The following is a 19,789-nucleotide window of genomic DNA, read 5'->3' on the forward strand; positions in this document are numbered from 1 at the left end:
TTGAACATTTACAATAATATTTTCACGAAATGAAAACATTTCATAAATAATTGCAAGATTACTTTTCAATTTCTAATTGATGAATTGCTTCTACCATTTCTGCAAAAGCTGGTGTAACTACATTTACGTTATCTGTTTCTATATCAACTACAACTAAAGCATATCTTGGGTTTTCATATGGAAAATAACCTGCAAACCAGCGATTCACCTTCTCTCCTTTTCCTGTTTGTGCCGTCCCAGATTTTCCAGCGACAGTTAGTTGCAACGAACGGAATGCGGTTCCCGTTCCTTTCTCCATCGTTACAACGCCTCTTAACAACTGTTGTAATTTTTTCATCGTTTCATAAGAAAGCTGTTTCCCATTTAATTTATGATTTTCAAATATAAAAAAGTCGGTTCCATTTTTATACACTATTTTTTTCACAGCTTTCACTTCCATCTTCTCTCCACCTCTAGCAATTGTCGCCATCATATTCGCTATAGCTAGAGGTGACACACGTACATCTTTTTGTCCGACCATCGTTTGAGCAATCGCTTTTCTACTATCTTTATTTTCTTCGCTCCCCCAAATAACAGCACTCTTTTCTTCTGGCAATTGCTCAAATTCTGGTGTATGAAATACCGAACCTTTCCACCCTACCTTCTTACTTGCTCCTAAGGCCTCTAAATACGTTTCTAACACATCCCTATCCTTTTGCATTAGTTCATCACCTAATACGGCAAACGTTCGATTACAGCTTCTAGCAAAGCTTTCCTTAAAGTTTAATGACCCCATCATAACTTGTGGAAGATTTTCACCGTATAAATCCGTATTGCAGTTAAATGTACGATTAAACCGCACCAAATTCTCATCAATTACCGCTGCTGCAACTACTGTTTTAAAAACAGACCCCGGAAAATGAGGAGTTAACATTTGATTTTCAAGTGTAGCTTTATATATCCTCCTATCATTCATCTGTAAAGAAGGCCTACTTACCATTGCTAAAACTTCACTATTCTTTATGTCTAGTAATACTAACCCACCTTTTTTTATTCCATTTTCATCTATAATCCTCTCTGCTCGTCGTTGCAACGTTTTATGTATTGTTGTTTGAATAGTAACTGGATAAAACGGATTTCCTGGTGAAGTGTATTTCGCCTGTTTCCCGAAAATCGGTTCTCCCTGTCGATCCACTTGATATAGTACTTTCGCTTCTCCATCAGTCAGTAAAAATTCATCAAATGATTGTTGCAATCCAGAAATACCAATTGGCGTTTGTTTCGAAGTTTTTTTCATTTCTCCATAACGCTTTTGAAATTCCTGCTCATTCTCTCCCACATCACCAATTAAATGACTTGCCTCTCCCGTTTGCTTCAGTCGAACTTCTGCTGCTACAATACCTAAAATATCTAATTGATTTACCTTCTCCATCTGCTCGAGCGTTAATTGAAATGGGATATTCCCCCTTCGTAATATAAATGCTTGATTCTTATTTTTCATTTGCAGTCTTATTTCTTGTCTCGACACACCAATGATATGCGCAATTTTCTCTAACATGTCATTTTTTATTTGTAAAAATGGAAAAACAATTAAGACTGGATATTTCTCTTCACCAATTTCCTTACCATTTCGATCTGTAAAATGCCCTCTTCCATTATCTACTGTAAGTGATTGTGTTCGTTGCGTAACACTTTTTTCAATCAAATTGATATTTCGATCAGTAAAGGATTCCGTATCAATAATCTGTATTTGGATTAAACGACAAAGTAATAAAAAAATCACACCCATAAAACAAATTAAAACAATTATAATTCTCCGTTTCATTTTCATAAAAAACACCTCGTCTATTGTAGTTTAGACGAGGTGTTTCACCTTTTATACAAATAAAAAATCACTCGTTTTCACACGAGTGATTTTTACGTTATTTTACAGAGATAATCTCTACTTGCATTTCTCCACCTGGTGTTTGGATTGCTACCTTCTCACCAATTTGCTTACCTAATAAGCTTTTTGCGATTGGAGAATCGTTAGAAATTCTTCCTTCAAATGGATCAGCTTCTGCGCTACCTACGATTGTGTACGATTCTTCGTCTCCACCTGGTAACTCTTTAAATGTTACTGTTTTACCTAATGTTACAACTGTAGACTCTTCACCATTGTCTTCAATGATAACCGCATTACGGATCATATTTTCAAGTTGTGTAATGCGTCCTTCTACGAATGCTTGCTCATCTTTCGCTGCATCATACTCAGAGTTCTCAGAAAGATCTCCGAAGCTACGTGCGATCTTAATACGCTCTACAACTTCTTTACGTCTTACTGTTTTTAATTGTTCAACTTCGTTCTCTAGTTTTTGCTTACCCTCTTGCGTCATAGGGTATGTTTTTTCTGTTGCCATGTTTTCCACTCCTTTTATATACCAATCCCCTGAAAAAAAGAGGAGTTCCATATGAAAACTCCTCCGCTTATATATAGCGGAGGTTTCTAGCACACGTGCACTAGTGGAGTTGTCACATACAACCCCTTATTCTCCAATTCTTCCTTATATAAAGAAGGTATGTATGGAAAGTTGATATAAATATGCCCTCACCTATTGGTAGGTGAGGTTTCATGTTTCATTGTATTCGATAAGAAGGGAAAAAATCCCTTCCTAACGTATATCTTTTACTATGCTATTACAAATTTACTTTTTGTTCAAGAATTGTTGCAATTTTTGTAACCATAATATCAATTGCAACATGGTTTTGTCCACCTTCAGGGATAATAATATCCGCAAATTTCTTAGAAGGCTCAATAAATTGATTATGCATTGGTCGTACAACGTTTACGTATTGGTCAATAACTGAATCCATTGTACGACCGCGCTCTTCAATATCGCGCTGCATGCGGCGTAAAATACGAAGGTCCGCATCTGTATCAACGAACACCTTAATATCCATTAACTCACAAAGACGTGGGTCTTCTAAAATAAGAATTCCTTCTAAAATAATTACATCTTTCGGCTCAACTGGAATAATTTTTTCTGAACGCGTATGCAATGTATAGTCATATATAGGCTTTTCCACTTGCTCATATGCAAGCAACTGCTGCAAATGGTCAATTAACAAATCATTATCAAACGCTAACGGATGATCGTAATTTGTTTTTAAACGTTCTTCCATTGGTAAATGGCTTTGATCTTTGTAATAATAATCTTGCTCCAAGATTAAAATGGAATGACCTTTAAAATGGTCAAAAATCGCTTTCGTTACACTTGTTTTTCCTGATCCTGAACCACCAGCGATTCCAATTACAACAGGCTTATTCGTCCCCATTCGACTACCACTCTTTCTTATTGAAGTATGTTTTTGCGCATCATATTATTCACATACACTGGTTGATCCACTTTGAATTTCACGATTTGCAACGGATGTCTCGCTGCATCTAATTCGTTTCCATCCTCATCCCAAATTTTCTCCACCGTCTGCGTAAAGTTTTCTATTTCTGGCCCAAAGAACTCCACTTCATGTCCTGGTTTGAAGTGATTACGTTGCTCAAGCGTTACGATGCCCGTTTCTTCATTATAATCTAACACTAAACCAGCAAAATCATACGTTGTTTTCTTACTATGATTTCCAAACATTTGCTCTTGATGTCCTGGAACCCCTTCAAAGAATGCAGGAGCTGTATCACGATTTGCACATTTATCAAGTTCATCTAACCATTCTTGTTTAAACTCAAAGTTATCCGGATCCGCACAATACGCATCAATTACTTTACGATATACAGTTGCTACAGTCGCTACGTAATGGATAGATTTCATACGTCCTTCAACTTTTAAGCTATCAATTCCAATTTCAATCATTTTCGGAATGGATAAGATTAAATTTAAATCTTTTGGGCTCATCGCAAAGTGAGCATCTTCTTCTTGGAATAGAGGAAGCTCTTTTGCATCTTTATGTTGTGATACCGTTTGAACTAAATCATAATCCCAGCGGCAAGATTGACAACAACCACCACGGTTAGAGTCACGCGCTGTCATATGGTTACTTAATGTACATCTCCCTGAATACGCGATACACATTGCACCATGGACGAATGCTTCAATTTCAATATCAACTTTTTCTTTAATTTCTTTCATTTCTTCATAGCTTGCTTCACGAGCTAATACAAGACGATGTAAACCTTCTTCTTTCCAATACTGTGCTGCTTTCCAGTTGGATAGTGATTGTTGTGTACTTAAATGCACCTCAACAGAAGGCGCTACACGTTTACATGTCTCAATAATAAGCGGATCGGCAACGATAATTCCCGTTACGCCAGCTTTTTCAATCCCTTTTAAATATTCCTCTAGCCCATCCATATTTTCATTATGTGCAAAAATATTTGTTGTTACGTATATTTTTGCTCCATATTTCTTTGCAAATTCAACGCCTTCTGCCATGTCTTCCAGCGTAAAGTTACCTGCATTAGAACGAAGACCAAATTCTTGTCCACCTAAATATACAGCATCTGCCCCATAATGGATAGCTACTTTTAATTTTTCTAAGTTACCCGCAGGGATTAACAGTTCAGGTTTTTTCACAATAACGCGTTTGCCATCGATCACCCGTGAAATTTCTTGTACAGTCATTTCCTACACCCTCCTCGTTTAGTAAACCGTTTCTTTAAAGAAGAATCCTGTATCTAACGGACGATTTACCGGTTGTATTTCTTCTATCTCTTTCAATAAATCATCTTTCACGTCATAATACGCATCACGATCTTCTACACATAAATCAATCGCCTTACGATATTTCTTCGTTACTTCAATAATGTATTCAGAACTTTTTAGGACACCATCAATTTTTAAGCTATCGACTTCAGCATCGATTAGTTCCTCTAACTCATCGATGAAACAAATATCATTTGGACTCATAATGTGAGTACCGTTTTCATCTTCATAAATTGGATATTTGTTATTACGTTCTGGGTCGTATAAGAACATATTCTCTTCATACTTTTTCTTTTCGATGTCGAGATTACGCCCTTGATACTCAAAGTAGTTTCCTACTAGTGAACGCTTCGATTGGAACATGCAAGTCATACCGTGAATTTGTACTTCAAGTTCCACTTCAGCATTTTCTTTTAATTCAGCAATTTCATCTAAGCTAAGCTCACGAGCTAATACAGCGCGTTTCGCGCCTCTTTGCCCCCAATAGTTACAAGTAAACCAGTTTGTCGCTGTCGTTTCTGTATTCCAGTGAAGTTGCATGTTTGGTGCAACTTCACGAACAGCCATTAATACCGCTGGATCTCCGAAAACAATCGCATCTACATTTACCTCATTTAAAAAGGCAACGTAGTCCGTTAATTCTTCCACTTTATCATTATGGAACATCGCATTCATTGCAACGTATACTTTCACACCATTTTCATGTGCAATGTTTACAGCTTGTTTCACATCTTCACGTGAAAACTCTCCTGCCAAACGTAAACCAAACTTTTGTTCACCAACCATTACTGCATCTGCCCCTGCTTTCACAAGAGGTTCAATATCCGCCACCGCTCTAGGCGTTACTAACAATTCAGGTTTCTTCATACTTTTGTCACCCTCTCTTTTTACTTACAGCCACTCCATCGCCAATTGGGAAAATCGTTGTATCATATCCTTCATGGTTCATAAGCCATTCATTGTACGTCTTAATACGACGAATCAAACCACGCGTACGTCTATTTTCAATTTTCTCTTTTGTCGTCACAAGACCATGGTACATAACGTTATCTGAAATAATAACGCCACCAGGATTTAATAACGGTTCGTATAAGTCAAAAAAGCGACGGTACTGCCCTTTCGCTGCATCAATAAAAATAACATCAAATGTTCCATGTTCTTTCACTTGTTCGCCCGTTTCTAAAGCATCACCGTAAATAACAGAAATACGTTCTGTTACCGAGGAACATTCTATATATTCAAGTGCCTTTTCATATCGTTCACGATTGCGCTCTACTGTCACAATGCGAGAGTTCGGAATAGCTTGCATCATACGAATACTAGAATAACCGATTGCTGTTCCAAGTTCTAAAATACTTTCCGGTCCAATTAAACGTAAAAATTGCAGCATAAACTCCATTCCAAGTCGATCCATAATCGGCACATGGTTTTCAGTTGCATACTCTTCCATTTCAAGAATTAATTTATCTTTTGGATCAATAAATGATAATAGGTACTCGTTAACTGCATCCTCCATAATTGGTCCTCCTTATTTACATGGAGAAGTGCCTCTATGACGCGTCAACCTTTGTCTTTTCACACATAGAATGCAATAAAAATACAAGCCAGTTTCACCCTTAGCTTGTACGTCCCGTTTTGATATTAAAAACGATTCTTCTGCCAGTTTTTAACCCGATATATTTTACCACAAAAAAGAGGGATGTGCGACCTTTTTCGCTACCCCTCCCGATTTCATTGTTTTTTCGTAATGTATTTTTGCTTTAATGCATTATGTTCTTCTAATGTTTTCGCATAATACACTTCACCACTTGGTGCAGCTAAGAAATAATAATAATCTGTTTGCGCAGGATCTAACGCTGCTTCCACTGAATGTTTACCAGAGTTTGCAATCGGTCCAACTGGCAACCCTTTCACAACATACGTATTGTACGGTGAGTTTACTTTCAAGTCTTCGTATAATACACGTTGTTTATGCTTTCCAAGCGCGTATAGTACCGTCGGATCCGTTTGAAGCGGCATACCTTTCGCTAAACGATTATAGAAAACACTAGAGATTTTCTGGCGATCTGTAAAGCCAGTGGCCTCTTCTTCAATAAGTGAAGACAACGTGAGAAGTTGATGAACATCCCAGTTCTTCGCTTTCATTTTCGCCTCATTTTGAACAATAATTGCATTTGTTTTCTCAAGCATCGGGATTACAATTTCTTCTAATTTCGTATCCTTTTTATAGAAAGAATACGTTGCTGGATATAAGTATCCTTCTAGTGGATATTTAATGTTACTATCAAAAATTTTATCCGTTAATAGCTTCGGATACTTTTGCTGCATTTTTTGAATAAATGCTTTATCGTTTAATTGACGCACAACATCATCTTTATTCCACTTTAATTCTGTCGCAATCACTTCAGCAATTTCAGTTACTTGCGCTCCTTCTTTAATCGTCACTTTATAAAGAGCCGGACGATGTACGTTGCCAGATGACATTTGTTCAATGACATCGTTAGCATTCATCGAAGGATTTAATAAATATGTACCTGCTTGTAAGCTTTTCGACTTAACTTTCGTATAAAAACTAAAAACTGTACCGCTGTTCACAGCACCTTTTTCTTCTAAAATCTCACCGATTTTACTTGTAGATGACCCCTTTGGAATCTCTACTTCAATCTCTTTTTTATTTCCACTATCAACTGGTCCTAATGCAGATGAAATATACGCATAGACTGATCCACAAACTAAAAGCAGTGCGATAATCGAAATTAAAAAAATGCGCCTACGCTTCTTCTTCACTTGATTCTCTACCAAAATTCTTCCTCCTTATTTAATTGTAGACCATATACACTTCCTCTATACAATGCCCTACAAACATAAAGCAAAACCAATCATTTCTAAATAATTGGTGACAGCTACTCATTTAAAGCCTCATTTCATACAACCCGTCTTATTATACTATAAACAATTAAGTAGTTTCGACAAAAAATCTGTCATTTTGCATATGAATACAAAAAAGGCGAACTGTATACACAGTCCGCCTTTTTATACATTACTACTCTTCGTCTTGCTCATCAGCAAGAGTGTTAAACATTTCTTGTACCATTTCCCACTCTTCTTCAGATTCAATTGAAAGTAATGTTCCGCCCTCTTCTTCACTTTGCTCGTATGCCATTGCATCGAAGATTTGGTCTCCATCTTCGTCTACTTCACCGATTGGAGAGAAGACTACATAAGATTTTTTGCCGAATTTTTCAGCATCAAAAGTGAAAATAATTTCACATAAATGTTCGTTTCCTTTTTCGTCTACAATTGTAATTTGATTTTCTTCCATTTTGGTCACCTCTTATTTACTATCTAGAAATCCTTGTAAGATTACGACTGCAGCCATCTTATCGATTACTTGCTTTCGCTTCTTACGGCTCACATCAGCTGAAATGAGCAGACGTTCCGCTGCCATCGTCGACAAACGCTCGTCCCACATTACAACTTCTAATTGTAACAGATTTCGCAGGTTTTCTGCAAATTGTTGGCACGCTTCACCACGCGGGCCAATTGTACCATTCATATTTTTAGGTAAACCTACTACTATTTTGTCCACATTGTACTGTTTTACCAACTCAGAAATACGATCAAAACCAAAGTGGCCTCGTTCTTCGTTAATCCTGATTGTTTCCAGTCCTTGTGCTGTCCAGCCCATTTCATCGCTCATTGCAACACCGACTGTTTTAGTACCAACATCTAAACCTAATATTCGCATAAACTACTCCTCACGATGATGTTTCAAGTAAGACTTCACAAGCTCTTCAATTAACTCATCACGTTCAAGCTTGCGAATGATACTTCGTGCATCTTTATGGCGAGGTATGTATGCTGGATCTCCACTTAATAAATAACCGACGATTTGGTTAATCGGATTATAACCTTTTTCTTGAAGTGCATTATACACAGTTAAAAGTACATCATTTACATGGACACTCTGCTTTTCATCTTGAATGCTAAACTTCATTGTTTTATCAAAACCGTCCATTTCAAGCACCTCACTTGTAAGTAGTAAGTATAGGGAGAAGAACTTCTCCTCTCCCTATCATTGTACACTACTATCTCTTTATTTTGAAACAGATTTAACGTACTCTTGTACAAATGCTAAAGCTTCCTCAACTTGCGCTGGGTTTTTACCACCTGCTTGAGCCATGTCAGGACGGCCTCCACCACCGCCTCCACAACGAGAAGCTACTTCTTTCACAAGTTTACCTGCATGGTAACCTTGACTAATTAAATCTTTCGTTACGCCAGCTAAAATATTTACTTTATCGTCATTTACAGACACTAATACAACAACTGCAGACTCTAATTTATTTTTAAGGTCATCCATCATTGTACGTAAATTGTTCATATCTGCAACATTTACTTTCGCCGCTAATACGTTCACACCATCAACTGTCATTACTGAATCAGTTAAGTTTCCAGCTTCGATATTGCTTAATTTCGCAGCAAGAGATTCGTTTTCTTTTTGAAGTTGTTTTACTTCAGCAAATAAACCATCAACTCTTGTTAAAATATCTTTCGGATTTGTTTTCATTTTTCCTGCTGCTTCTTTTAATAAACCTACTTGATCGTTCATTAATTCGTATGCAGATTTACCAGTTACCGCCTCAATACGACGTGTTCCTGCACCGATACCAGATTCAGCAACGATTTTGAAAATACCGATAGAAGCTGTGTTATCAACGTGACAACCACCGCAAAGCTCTAAGCTGTAATCGCCTACTTGTACAACGCGTACAACATCACCGTATTTTTCACCGAATAATGCCATTGCGCCCATTTCTTTCGCTTCTTCGATTGCTTTTTGAGAAATCGCAACATCAATACTTTGCCAAATTTTTTCGTTTACGATACGCTCAATTTTTTCTAATTCATCAGCTTGTACTTGACCGAAGTGAGAGAAGTCAAAACGTAAACGTTCAGATGTTACAAGAGAACCCGCTTGGTTAACATGCGTTCCAAGTACATCCTTTAATGCTTGGTGCAGTAAGTGAGTTGCTGTATGGTTTTTCACAACGCTACTACGGTTTTTCGTATCGATAAGAGCTTTTACAGCCGCTTCTTTCGTTAATATACCTTCTTCAACAACAACTTTGTGTAAGTTTTGACCATTTGGTGCTTTTTGTACGTCTTTTACAAGAACTTTCACGCCGTCAGCAAGAAGATAACCACGGTCTGCAATTTGCCCACCGCTCTCAGCGTAGAATGGCGTTACATCAAGCATTAATTGTCCTTCTTCACCTGCTTGTAGGCTATCTGTGTACTCACCATTTTTTACAAGTGCAACAACGTTACTTTCTGTTGCAACTGTACCGTAACCAACGAATTCGCTCGCTACTTTAACTTCACCAAGTACACCGCCTTGAACTTGCATAGAATCAACGTCTTGACGAGCAGCACGTGCACGCTCACGTTGTTTCTCCATTTCATTCTCAAAGCCTGCTTGATCAACTGTCATACCAGCTTCTTCTGCATATTCTTCTGTTAATTCAATCGGGAAACCGTACGTGTCGTATAGACGGAACGCATCTACGCCAGAAATAACAGTTGTTTTTTCTTCTTTCGCTTTTGCAATTACTTCAGCTAAAATTGATTCACCATCATGAAGTGTTTCATGGAAACGCTCTTCTTCATTCTTCACAACTTTTGCGATGAAATCTTTCTTTTCAAGTACTTCTGGATAGAAGTCTTTCATTACTTCTCCAACAACCGGTACTAATTCAAACATGAATGGACGGTTGATATTTAATTTTTTCGAGTAACGAACAGCGCGGCGTAATAAACGACGTAATACATAACCACGGCCTTCGTTAGAAGGAAGTGCTCCATCACCAACCGCAAATGTTACTGTACGAATATGGTCAGCAATTACTTTAAATGCCATATCTTTTTCTAAGTCACCATTACGATACTTCTCGCCAGAAATTGATTCTGTCGCCCCAATCATCGGCATGAATAGGTCTGTATCAAAATTCGTAGGTACATCTTGAACGATAGATGTCATACGCTCTAGACCCATCCCTGTATCGATGTTTTTCTTAGGAAGCGGCGTATATGAACCGTCTGGGTTATGGTTAAATTGAGAGAATACAAGGTTCCATACTTCTAAGTAACGCTCGTTTTCTCCGCCCGGATATAATTCTGGGTCACTAAAGTCATTACCGTAAGCTTCACCGCGGTCATAGAAAATCTCTGTATTCGGTCCACTTGGTCCTTCACCGATATCCCAGAAGTTTTCTTCTAAACGGATGATGCGTTCTTTTGGAACACCCATTTTCTCATTCCAAATTGTGAATGCTTCTTCATCTTCCGGATGAATTGTAACAGATAGTAATTCTTTATCGAATCCGATCCACTTATCGCTCGTTAGAAATTCCCAAGCCCAAGTAATTGCTTCTTCTTTGAAGTAATCACCGATTGAGAAGTTCCCTAACATTTCAAAGAATGTATGGTGACGAGCCGTTTTCCCAACGTTTTCAATATCGTTTGTACGAATTGATTTTTGTGCATTTGTAATACGTGGGTTTTGCGGGATTACACGGCCATCAAAATATTTCTTTAATGTCGCTACACCACTATTAATCCATAGAAGAGATGGATCCTCGTGCGGAACTAGTGATGCACTTGGTTCTACTGCATGTCCTTTTTCTTGGAAAAAGTCTAAAAACATTTGACGAATTTGTGCGCCTGTTAGTTGTTTCATTGTATTTTCCTCCTTAAATATAAAAAACTCCCGCCCCTAATAAAAGGGACGAGAGTTAACTCGCGATACCACCCTAATTATGAATTGATTATTATAACAATCAATTCATCACCTCATGGTGCCGTAACGTGGCAAGACGGCAGTGATTAGCTGCTCTCAGGATTAGCTTTCTGTTACCCTTCATTTAAAGCTTCTTTCAGCCATTGGAAGCTTCTCTCTATAAATGGACTGTAACATACTTGTTCCGTCATTGATTTAATGTATTATATGACTAAATATAATAGAATTCTCTTAAGTTTGTCAATGTAGATAATAATAATTATATTGTACTACACACATTTTCGTTAGCTACATACGCATCTACTTTTCATTTTAAATATCTTCTCTTTTCCAAAGAGGCCTCACATGAACGACCACTGTCCGAATAACCGCTAAAATAGGAACCGATATTAGTAATCCTACAATCCCCGCAACTTCTCCCCCTACTAGTAACGCAAACATAATGATCACAGGATGCATACGAAGCGACTTACCAACGATGTAAGGCGATAAAATGTTACTTTCCAAAAATTGCAAAATAGCAATCGTAATCCCCGCCTTAATGAGTAAACTCGTTGATACCGTTGCCGCAATCATCAACGTCGGAATCGCCCCTAAAATAGGACCAAAGTACGGGATTATATCCGTTACCCCAATAATAATACCGAGTAATAACGGATATTTCATACCGATAAACCAAAAAGAAAGAACAGATACTCCCCCTAATACTAAGCAAACAAATAACTGTCCTCGAATATAACTTCCGAGTGATTTATCAATTTCTTTTGCAAGCATTTGACCCGTACTACGCCACTTACTCGGAACTAGTTTCCAAAAAATACGATAAAACTCACCGTAATCTTTTAATATGTAAAATACAATGAACGGAATTAAGAAAATAATGAGCAATGAATCCAGTACACCACGTGCTGTGCTCATAACTTTATTTAAAAGCGTTTGTATCTTCATTTCTACACCAACGAAAATTTGCTTTACCTTTTCATGAATAAATGATGGGAAATTCGCTGTTTGTTCTGTAACTCCATCCATCCAAGAATCGTACATTTTTGTAAACTGCGGAAATTGTTCATTAATTTCTTGTAACTGTTTAATAACAACTGGCGTTCCTTTATAAATCCCATAGCCAATTCCGCCAAAGAAAAGAATATAAATGAGCAAAATAGCAAGTGTGCGTGGCATTCCTTCCTTATGGATTTTTTCAATTAAAGGGTGTAATAAATAAGCAATAAAACAAGCAATAAGAAACGGTGTGATCGCCACTTTAAATACAAAAATAATCGGTGCCCATAGTGGCTTAATTTTTAAAAAGACGAGCAAACAAAGAAAAACGAGTAACAATAATCCTAAACGATATATCCAAATGATTTTAAGATTCTTCACACGAAAAACCTCCTCCACCTTTATTTTGAAAATAAATAGGTTAGGTTATGTGCAAAAGTTTTAAAATCTTTTTATACAGACCATACTGTTTTTTAAAGACGTACATATATTTAACATAATAAGGACAACCACCCCTGAAAATACAAAATGTCAAAATATAATCAGGAGGGCTCATAATGATTTTATTTATGCTTGCATTATCCGCACTTTTTATGCTTCTTGAATGGATTTGTATCGGGTTTGGTATTTGGAAAGGCTTCTTTATTCGTTCCTCACGAAAAGAAAGAGCAAAGCACTTATGGCATTATGGAATGCTTGGCGTTGGATGTTACGGTTTATCTTATCTCTTCTCTGAAATCGGACTTTTATATTTGCATACAAGCGCATAAAAAAACTCCCTTATCATGAAGGGAGTTTTTTACGCCTTATAAATAAGACTTAATCATCTTACGTGCTTTTTTTACATTGCGTTTTGAGAATACATCTTGTTTGCGAGCATATTGATATGCTGCAGCTCCAACACCTAATGCGATTAATGAATTGCGTAGATTCAAAGTAAATCCCCCTTTTCGTTATCCGATCGTTCTTTCATTATCATCAAATAAATCATCAAGAGAGCTTAATGAACCATCTTCCTCTACTTGATGTGTATGGATTTTCCCCTTTGAAACCGATAATTCGATATAACAATTCCAGCAATAAAATTGGTTGACACCTATTTTTCCGATGTCTTTCCCTTTGCAATTTGGACAACTGAACATATGGCTTTCATCTCCTTACAGTCTCCCAGATTCTATTCGCCATTATGTCCAAACTGCATTCATTTATACATTACTGGAGCCTTTCAACGTTATACGTTTGAAAGTTTCACTATATAATTTCACCTTGTTACATGAAATCATACGGTGAAATGTTTTCCACATCCATTTCTTCACCATTAACCGTCACCATTTGCACTTCGCCTTGTGATTCTTGCAATCGGCCAGCTAAAGTCGTTTGACGCATTGCATCATCAAGGCGATTCACACCGGATTGAAAAGCTGCTTCCTCCCCGCAAATAATAAGGAATTTCTTACTTCTTGTAATACCCGTGTAAATTAAATTACGACGTAACATACGGTTGTAGCTTTTTACAATCGGCATAATAACAATCGGAAATTCACTACCTTGTGATTTATGAATCGAGCAGCAATATGCATGTGTAATTTGATTTAAATCTGGCTTTGTATACGTTACTTCAATCCCATCAAATGAAACGATAATCATATCTTGTTGCTCAACGTTTTCTTTCGCATAAAACACCGAAACGATTTCTCCGATATCACCATTAAACACCTGGCTCTCTGGCTGATTAACGAGTTGCAGTACTTTATCTCCTCTGCGGTATACAACATCACCGTATGCAATTTCTTTACTTTTTTCCCTTTTCGGATTAAACACTTCTTGGAGAGCTTCATTTAACACATTAATACCTGCCGGTCCGCGGTACATAGGTGCCAATACTTGTACATCTCTTGCGCTAAATCCTTTTGTCTTAGCATTTTCACATACTTTTTTTACAACTTCAACGATTTGAGCGCCTGTACAAGAAATAAAGGAACGATCCTTTTTATTTTGTGCTAAATCTGGCGGAAGCGCACCACCTTTTATCGCATGGGCAAGCTGAATAACAGATGACCCTTCCGCTTGACGATAAATTTCTGTAAGCTTGACCGTTGGAACTGCACCTGCATTCAATAAGTCTTTTAGCACTTGTCCAGGCCCTACAGATGGCAACTGATCTTCATCACCTACAACGATAACTTGAATATTTGTCGGAAGCGACTTAAACAGCTGATTTGCAAGCCAAATGTCAACCATTGAAAACTCATCAATAATGAGTAACTTTCCTTGTACCGGATTGGTTTCATTACGCTGGAAAGACCCTTCTGGCGTCCAACCGAGCAGACGATGAATTGTGCACGCCGGAAGCCACGTCGATTCACTCATTCGCTTCGCTGCTCTTCCAGTTGGAGCCGTTAATAAAATCGGAAATGGATTATCATCACTATATTCATTCGGATTTAATGATACTCCGTGAAGTGATGCATACATTTCAACAATTCCTTTAATAACTGTTGTTTTCCCCGTTCCTGGTCCACCTGTTAATAACATCATCGGCTTATGAAGTGCAGTTTGAACTGCTTCTTGCTGAAGCGGCGCATACTGCACCTTTAGCTGTTCTTCAATTTCTCCTAATGTTTTTAACACTTCTGCTTCAGGGAATGCAGGGGTTTCTTCTTGATTCATAAGACGACGAATTGACTTTACAACGCCTTTCTCAGAATAGAATAAAGAAGCTAAATACACTCGCTCTTCTTCTATAATGACTTTCCCTTCGCTTTGCATCATTTCAACGCAACCTACAATATCCTCCTCAGTCACTCTGCCTTCTTGATTATTTAAAAGTGACATTGTTTCTCTTACAAGCTGACCTTTTTCCATATACACGTGACCGAGTTGTAATGAAATATTCTCTAACGTATAAAAACACCCTGCACGTACACGGTCATCGTGATTGCCTGTTATTCCGATTGCACGCCCTATATCATCTGCTCTTCCAAATCCAATTCCATCCACTTCTTCAATAAGTTTATACGGATTATTACGAATCACTTCTAATGTCATCTCTTTATATTGCTGATAAATTTTAATAGAAAGTTTTGTTCCAAAACCGTAACCATTTAAAAAACTCATCACTTTCTCGAGCCCTTGATGCTCAATAATCGTCTCATATATTTCCTGCGCCTTTTGCTTGTTTACAACACCATTTAGCGCATCAGGATCATCCATAATTTTAGAAATCGCATGCTCACCGAGATGGTCCACGATTTTTTCGGCTGTACGCTTTCCAATCCCTTTAAATAAATCGCTCGCTAAATATTGCACCATACCTGCTTTTGTTTGTGGCAGTTCTTTTTTAAACGTTTCAACTAAATATTGTTTTCCATACTTTGGATGGTCCTTAAAATGACCTGTTAATGTAAACACTTCATCTTCATGCATACGGGGAAAATGACCGTTTATCATTACTTTTTTTTCGTCGTATGTTTCATTCGTTTCAATGACTTTCATACTGACAACGGAATAGAGGTTTTCTTCGTTGTGGAAAATGGTATGAAGAACTTGCGCTTTTATAAATTTTTTCTCTTCCTCAAACAAATCCATTGCATGTTGATTTCCCATATTTCCTCTCCTTTCCGAGTTCTTTTCACTTTAATGAGCAGTACATCCCCCACCTCTTTCACAGTCTTTAGATGAGGGGTAACTGCGCATTAAACTATAATTTCACTTTATTCAGCTTCTTGTTCTAATAAACGAATACCATTACCAGCTAAAAAGTGGTCTGATTGAATTTCAGTCGCTTTCTTAAATAAAGTAAGAGCTTTCTCGTTATTTTCTTCGAATACGTACGCAACACCTAAATTATAATACGCATCTGCATGCTCTTCATCCATTTCTAATACCTTTTCAAAATAAGGTTTTGCCTCTTGAATATGTTCTAGTCGCGCGAAGCAAAGTCCGCATTGGAAAACAGCTTCTACATCATTTTCATCTAATTCAGTTGCTCTTTGTAAAAATGGCAGCGCAAGACGGTCATTGCCAAGTTGCACATGCGTGATACCTAACATAAATGTTACATCAGCTGATTGTAATCCCGCTTGCATCGCTTGTTCAAATACAGCCTTTGCCTCTGCAAATTGCTCTTGACCGTAATATACATTTCCTAAGCCGTAATAAGCAGCCGCAGATTTACCATCTAATTCTAATGCACGTTTATAAAATAAAATTGCTCGTTCACTATCACCTAATGCATCTAATAAATTCGCAAAGTTAATGTATCCAAGCGCATCTTTCGGATTTTCTTCGATTGCTTCTGTGAAATTTTTAGCTGCTTCTTCCCAGTTTCCTTCTTGCATATATTTAATACCTGTTTCAAGTTTGTTTGACATATCCTTCACCTCTACAACAAATTATAACAAAGAATGTATTTTCCAAGCGAACGAAAATTCGCTTTATGTAAAAGAAACCTCTAACCGCTAATCGGCAGAGGCTTCTCGTGTTATCCTAAATAATCTAATTTCTTACCACTATGATATACTTCATCAATTGTAGCGCCGCCTAAGCACTCATCTCCATCATAGAAAACAACTGCTTGGCCTGGCGTAATCGCACGAATTGGCTCATCACAAAGAATACGAACTGTATTTTCATCAACGATTTGAACCGTTACTTTATTGTCTGCTTGACGATAACGGAATTTCGCTGTACACGTAAATTCTGTTTCCTTCGCTTTATTACTTACCCAGCCTACATTCGTAGCAATAACTTCATCACCATAGAGAAGTTCGTTATGGAATCCTTGCTCAACATATAAAATGTTTTCTTTCAAGTTTTTTCCAACAGCAAACCATGGATCACCATTACCACCAATACCAAGGCCATGACGTTGTCCAATTGTATAGTACATTAAACCATCATGTTTCCCTTTCACTTCACCAGATAATGTTTGCATCACACCTGGTTGCGCCGGTAAATAGTTACTTAAGAAATCTTTAAAGTTACGCTCACCGATGAAGCAAATACCAGTACTATCTTTCTTCGCCGCTGTCGCTAGACCAGCTTCTGTCGCCATTTCTCGAATTTGTGGTTTCTTTAATTCACCTAATGGGAACATTGTTTTTGATAATTGCTCTTGGCTTAATTGATTTAAGAAATATGTTTGATCTTTATTGTCATCAACGCCGCGAAGCATTTTATATTCGCCGTCCATATAAGCAACGCGTGCATAATGACCTGTTGCTACATAATCAGCACCAAGTGCAATTGCATGCTCTAAAAATGCTTTAAATTTAATTTCTTTGTTACACATTACATCTGGATTCGGTGTACGACCAGCTCGGTACTCATCTAAAAAGTACGTAAATACTTTATCCCAGTATTGTTTTTCAAAGTTTACTGCATAATATGGAATGCCGATTTGGTTACACACTTCAATTACATCATTGTAATCTTCTGTTGCTGTGCAGACACCATTCTCATCTGTATCATCCCAGTTTTTCATAAAAATTCCGATTACATCATAACCTTGCTCTTTTAATAAAAGAGCTGCTACAGATGAATCGACGCCACCGGACATCCCGATGACAACGCGTGTTTCGTGAGGTAGTTTGTTCATCATGTCACCTCCCATGCTAATTTTGTGTTAATCGCTTCACGATTTTCACTGTTTCGTACGCCGCTTTTTCAATTTGCTCTTTCGTATTTCCAAGACCGAAACTAAAGCGTACGGATGAACGTATTTGATCGGAGTCTTTTCCGAACATCGCCACTAATACATGTGATGGATCAATCGAACCAGCTGTACAAGCAGAACCACTTGATACTGCAATGCCAGCTAAGTCTAAGTTTACAAGAAATGGTTCAATATTCATTCCTGTAAAACTTACATTCAACACATGTGGTAAGCGATATTCCAAGTTTCCGTTTACCTCGAAAGTAATGTCTTCATTTTTGAAGACAGATACCATTATATCTTTAAACTCTTCATATTGGGCATTTTTTTGCTCACGAGTTTGTTCAGCTAGCAAAATTGCTTGCTGAAGTCCGGCAATACTAGGTACATTTTCAGTACCAGCACGACGTTTCCTTTCTTGCTCTCCGCCTATTAATAACGGTTCAAACTTCACATTTGCACCAGCATATAGGAACCCGACACCTTTTGGTCCGTTAATTTTGTGTGCTGAAATTGATAATAAATCAATTCCAAATTCTTTTACATCAATCGATAATAAACCGTAGGCTTGTACAGCATCTGTGTGGAAATAAGCTTGATGTTCTTTTAACAGCTTACCTATTTCCGCAATTGGTTGCATTGTCCCTACTTCATTATTCCCGAACATAATAGATACAAGAATCGTCTCTTCCGTTAGTGCCTTTTGTATGTCAGAAACTTGAACACGCCCTGTTTTATCAACAGGTAAATACGTCACTTCAAATCCTTCACGCTCTAACAATTCACACGTATGCAAAATCGCATGATGTTCAATTTGCGTTGTAATAATGTGGTTACCTTTGTGACGATTCGCGCGCGCTACACCTATAAGTGCTAAATTATCAGCTTCTGTACCACCGCTCGTGAATATAATTTCATTTGGACTCGCGTGAATGCTACGTGCACATACACGTCTCGCCTCATCTACCGCATGGCGCGTTTGACGCCCATAAAAGTGAATACTAGACGGGTTTCCAAATGTTTCTGTCATATATGGAATCATCTTTTCGACCACTTCTGGGTGAGTCGGAGATGTCGCAGCATGATCTAAGTAAATGCGTTCCATTAAATCTCCTTCTTTCCAAATCGTTTCACAAGGAATTAAATGTAAAACATATAGCCCCCGTGATTTTCTTCCTCATAACGTACTAAATCTTCTAAAGTTGTACTATCTAATACTTCTTGCACCGCATCACGAACACGCATCCATAATTGGCGTTGTGCTGGTTCTTCTTCTTCTATCATTTCTACAACACTAATTGGACCCTCTAGTACACGGATTACATCTCCAGCTGTAATGTTGACTGGCTGATCAGATAATACATATCCGCCATATGCACCTCGCGTACTCTTTACAAGACGAGCGTTACGAAGTGGTGAAATTAATTGCTCTAAATAATGCTCAGATAGGTCATGTGCCTGCGCAATTGATTTTAATGAAATTGGGCCTTCACCAAATTTTTTTGCAAGGTCGATCATAATTGTTAAGCCGTAGCGGCCTTTCGTTGAAATCTTCATCTATTTGCACCTCATTTCAAATTTTCACTTCTATTGGTTATATCTTATTTATAAAAGAACACAATTTAAAATCCTATGAAATTATAGCATAATATAGTATTATAA

Annotated in this window: 20 protein-coding genes and 1 other annotated feature; of the genes, 1 reads left to right on the plus strand and 19 read right to left on the minus strand. The window is 37.6% G+C overall.

Annotated elements, in window-relative coordinates:
- Positions 1-58: 58 nt before the first annotated feature.
- The 12 genes from V7038_RS13630 to V7038_RS13685 form a co-directional block, all read right to left on the minus strand.
- Complete coding sequence (locus tag V7038_RS13630) at positions 59-1,810, minus strand: peptidoglycan D,D-transpeptidase FtsI family protein (protein ID WP_070146901.1); 1,752 nt, start codon at positions 1,808-1,810, stop codon at positions 59-61.
- A 91-nt stretch (positions 1,811-1,901) separates the two neighbouring features.
- Positions 1,902-2,378, minus strand: a complete 477-nt coding sequence (gene greA / locus V7038_RS13635) for a transcription elongation factor GreA (RefSeq protein WP_070170580.1) — start codon at positions 2,376-2,378, stop codon at positions 1,902-1,904.
- Positions 2,379-2,655: 277 nt separating this feature from the next.
- A complete protein-coding gene (udk, locus tag V7038_RS13640; protein WP_002015274.1) occupies positions 2,656-3,294 on the minus strand; it encodes a uridine kinase in 639 nt (212 codons plus the stop codon).
- 17 nt (positions 3,295-3,311) lie between these two features.
- The gene (locus V7038_RS13645) at positions 3,312-4,592 is read right to left on the minus strand and encodes a peptidase U32 family protein (protein ID WP_002111968.1); all 1,281 of its coding nucleotides are present in this window, start codon (positions 4,590-4,592) and stop codon (positions 3,312-3,314) included.
- 18 nt (positions 4,593-4,610) lie between these two features.
- The gene (locus tag V7038_RS13650; RefSeq protein ID WP_016106210.1) at positions 4,611-5,540 is read right to left on the minus strand and encodes a peptidase U32 family protein; all 930 of its coding nucleotides are present in this window, start codon (positions 5,538-5,540) and stop codon (positions 4,611-4,613) included.
- Positions 5,541-5,547: 7 nt separating this feature from the next.
- Positions 5,548-6,189 (minus strand): O-methyltransferase, encoded by a 642-nt coding sequence (locus tag V7038_RS13655; protein WP_002111971.1) that lies wholly within the window; start codon positions 6,187-6,189, stop codon positions 5,548-5,550.
- Between the two features lie 215 nt (positions 6,190-6,404).
- Entirely contained in the window at positions 6,405-7,475 is a 1,071-nt protein-coding gene (gene mltG, locus V7038_RS13660) for an endolytic transglycosylase MltG (RefSeq protein ID WP_002111972.1), read from the minus strand.
- 241 nt (positions 7,476-7,716) lie between these two features.
- Entirely contained in the window at positions 7,717-7,995 is a 279-nt protein-coding gene (locus V7038_RS13665) for a DUF1292 domain-containing protein (RefSeq protein ID WP_002111975.1), read from the minus strand.
- Positions 7,996-8,007: 12 nt separating this feature from the next.
- Positions 8,008-8,421, minus strand: coding sequence for a Holliday junction resolvase RuvX (gene ruvX / locus V7038_RS13670; RefSeq protein ID WP_001221204.1), 414 nt, complete (start codon positions 8,419-8,421; stop codon positions 8,008-8,010).
- Between the two features lie 3 nt (positions 8,422-8,424).
- Positions 8,425-8,691, minus strand: coding sequence for an IreB family regulatory phosphoprotein (locus V7038_RS13675; RefSeq protein ID WP_002111976.1), 267 nt, complete (start codon positions 8,689-8,691; stop codon positions 8,425-8,427).
- 78 nt (positions 8,692-8,769) lie between these two features.
- On the minus strand, positions 8,770-11,412 hold the full coding sequence (gene alaS, locus V7038_RS13680; protein ID WP_335470527.1) for an alanine--tRNA ligase: 2,643 nt from the start codon (positions 11,410-11,412) through the stop codon (positions 8,770-8,772).
- A 41-nt stretch (positions 11,413-11,453) separates the two neighbouring features.
- Positions 11,454-11,672, minus strand: a binding site (T-box leader).
- 112 nt (positions 11,673-11,784) lie between these two features.
- The gene (locus V7038_RS13685) at positions 11,785-12,852 is read right to left on the minus strand and encodes an AI-2E family transporter (protein ID WP_199659655.1); all 1,068 of its coding nucleotides are present in this window, start codon (positions 12,850-12,852) and stop codon (positions 11,785-11,787) included.
- A 176-nt stretch (positions 12,853-13,028) separates the two neighbouring features.
- Here V7038_RS13685 and V7038_RS13690 point away from each other — a divergent pair, with 176 nt between their 5' ends.
- Positions 13,029-13,241 carry a hypothetical protein gene (locus V7038_RS13690; RefSeq protein WP_002015285.1) on the plus strand — a complete coding sequence of 71 codons (213 nt, stop codon included), beginning with the start codon at positions 13,029-13,031 and terminating at the stop codon, positions 13,239-13,241.
- 36 nt (positions 13,242-13,277) lie between these two features.
- Here V7038_RS13690 and V7038_RS13695 read toward each other — a convergent pair whose 3' ends face one another.
- The 7 genes from V7038_RS13695 to cymR all read right to left on the minus strand — a co-directional run bounded on the left by V7038_RS13695 (position 13,278) and on the right by cymR (position 19,684).
- On the minus strand, positions 13,278-13,406 hold the full coding sequence (locus V7038_RS13695) for a YrzQ family protein (protein WP_002015286.1): 129 nt from the start codon (positions 13,404-13,406) through the stop codon (positions 13,278-13,280).
- Positions 13,407-13,424: 18 nt separating this feature from the next.
- Positions 13,425-13,613 (minus strand): hypothetical protein, encoded by a 189-nt coding sequence (locus V7038_RS13700; RefSeq protein WP_002015288.1) that lies wholly within the window; start codon positions 13,611-13,613, stop codon positions 13,425-13,427.
- A 127-nt stretch (positions 13,614-13,740) separates the two neighbouring features.
- On the minus strand, positions 13,741-16,077 hold the full coding sequence (gene recD2, locus V7038_RS13705) for an SF1B family DNA helicase RecD2 (RefSeq protein WP_335470531.1): 2,337 nt from the start codon (positions 16,075-16,077) through the stop codon (positions 13,741-13,743).
- A 107-nt stretch (positions 16,078-16,184) separates the two neighbouring features.
- Entirely contained in the window at positions 16,185-16,844 is a 660-nt protein-coding gene (locus V7038_RS13710; protein ID WP_002111982.1) for a tetratricopeptide repeat protein, read from the minus strand.
- Positions 16,845-16,954: 110 nt separating this feature from the next.
- A complete protein-coding gene (gene mnmA, locus V7038_RS13715) occupies positions 16,955-18,070 on the minus strand; it encodes a tRNA 2-thiouridine(34) synthase MnmA (protein WP_002111983.1) in 1,116 nt (371 codons plus the stop codon).
- A gap of 16 nt (positions 18,071-18,086) precedes the next feature.
- Positions 18,087-19,232 (minus strand): cysteine desulfurase family protein, encoded by a 1,146-nt coding sequence (locus V7038_RS13720; protein WP_335470534.1) that lies wholly within the window; start codon positions 19,230-19,232, stop codon positions 18,087-18,089.
- Positions 19,233-19,267: 35 nt separating this feature from the next.
- Positions 19,268-19,684 carry a cysteine metabolism transcriptional regulator CymR gene (cymR, locus tag V7038_RS13725; RefSeq protein WP_000704117.1) on the minus strand — a complete coding sequence of 139 codons (417 nt, stop codon included), beginning with the start codon at positions 19,682-19,684 and terminating at the stop codon, positions 19,268-19,270.
- Positions 19,685-19,789 lie beyond the last annotated feature (105 nt).

Origin of the sequence: Bacillus sp. JJ783 (genome assembly GCF_036963225.1) — a bacterium.
Lineage (GTDB): Bacteria > Bacillota > Bacilli > Bacillales > Bacillaceae_G > Bacillus_A > Bacillus_A cereus_U.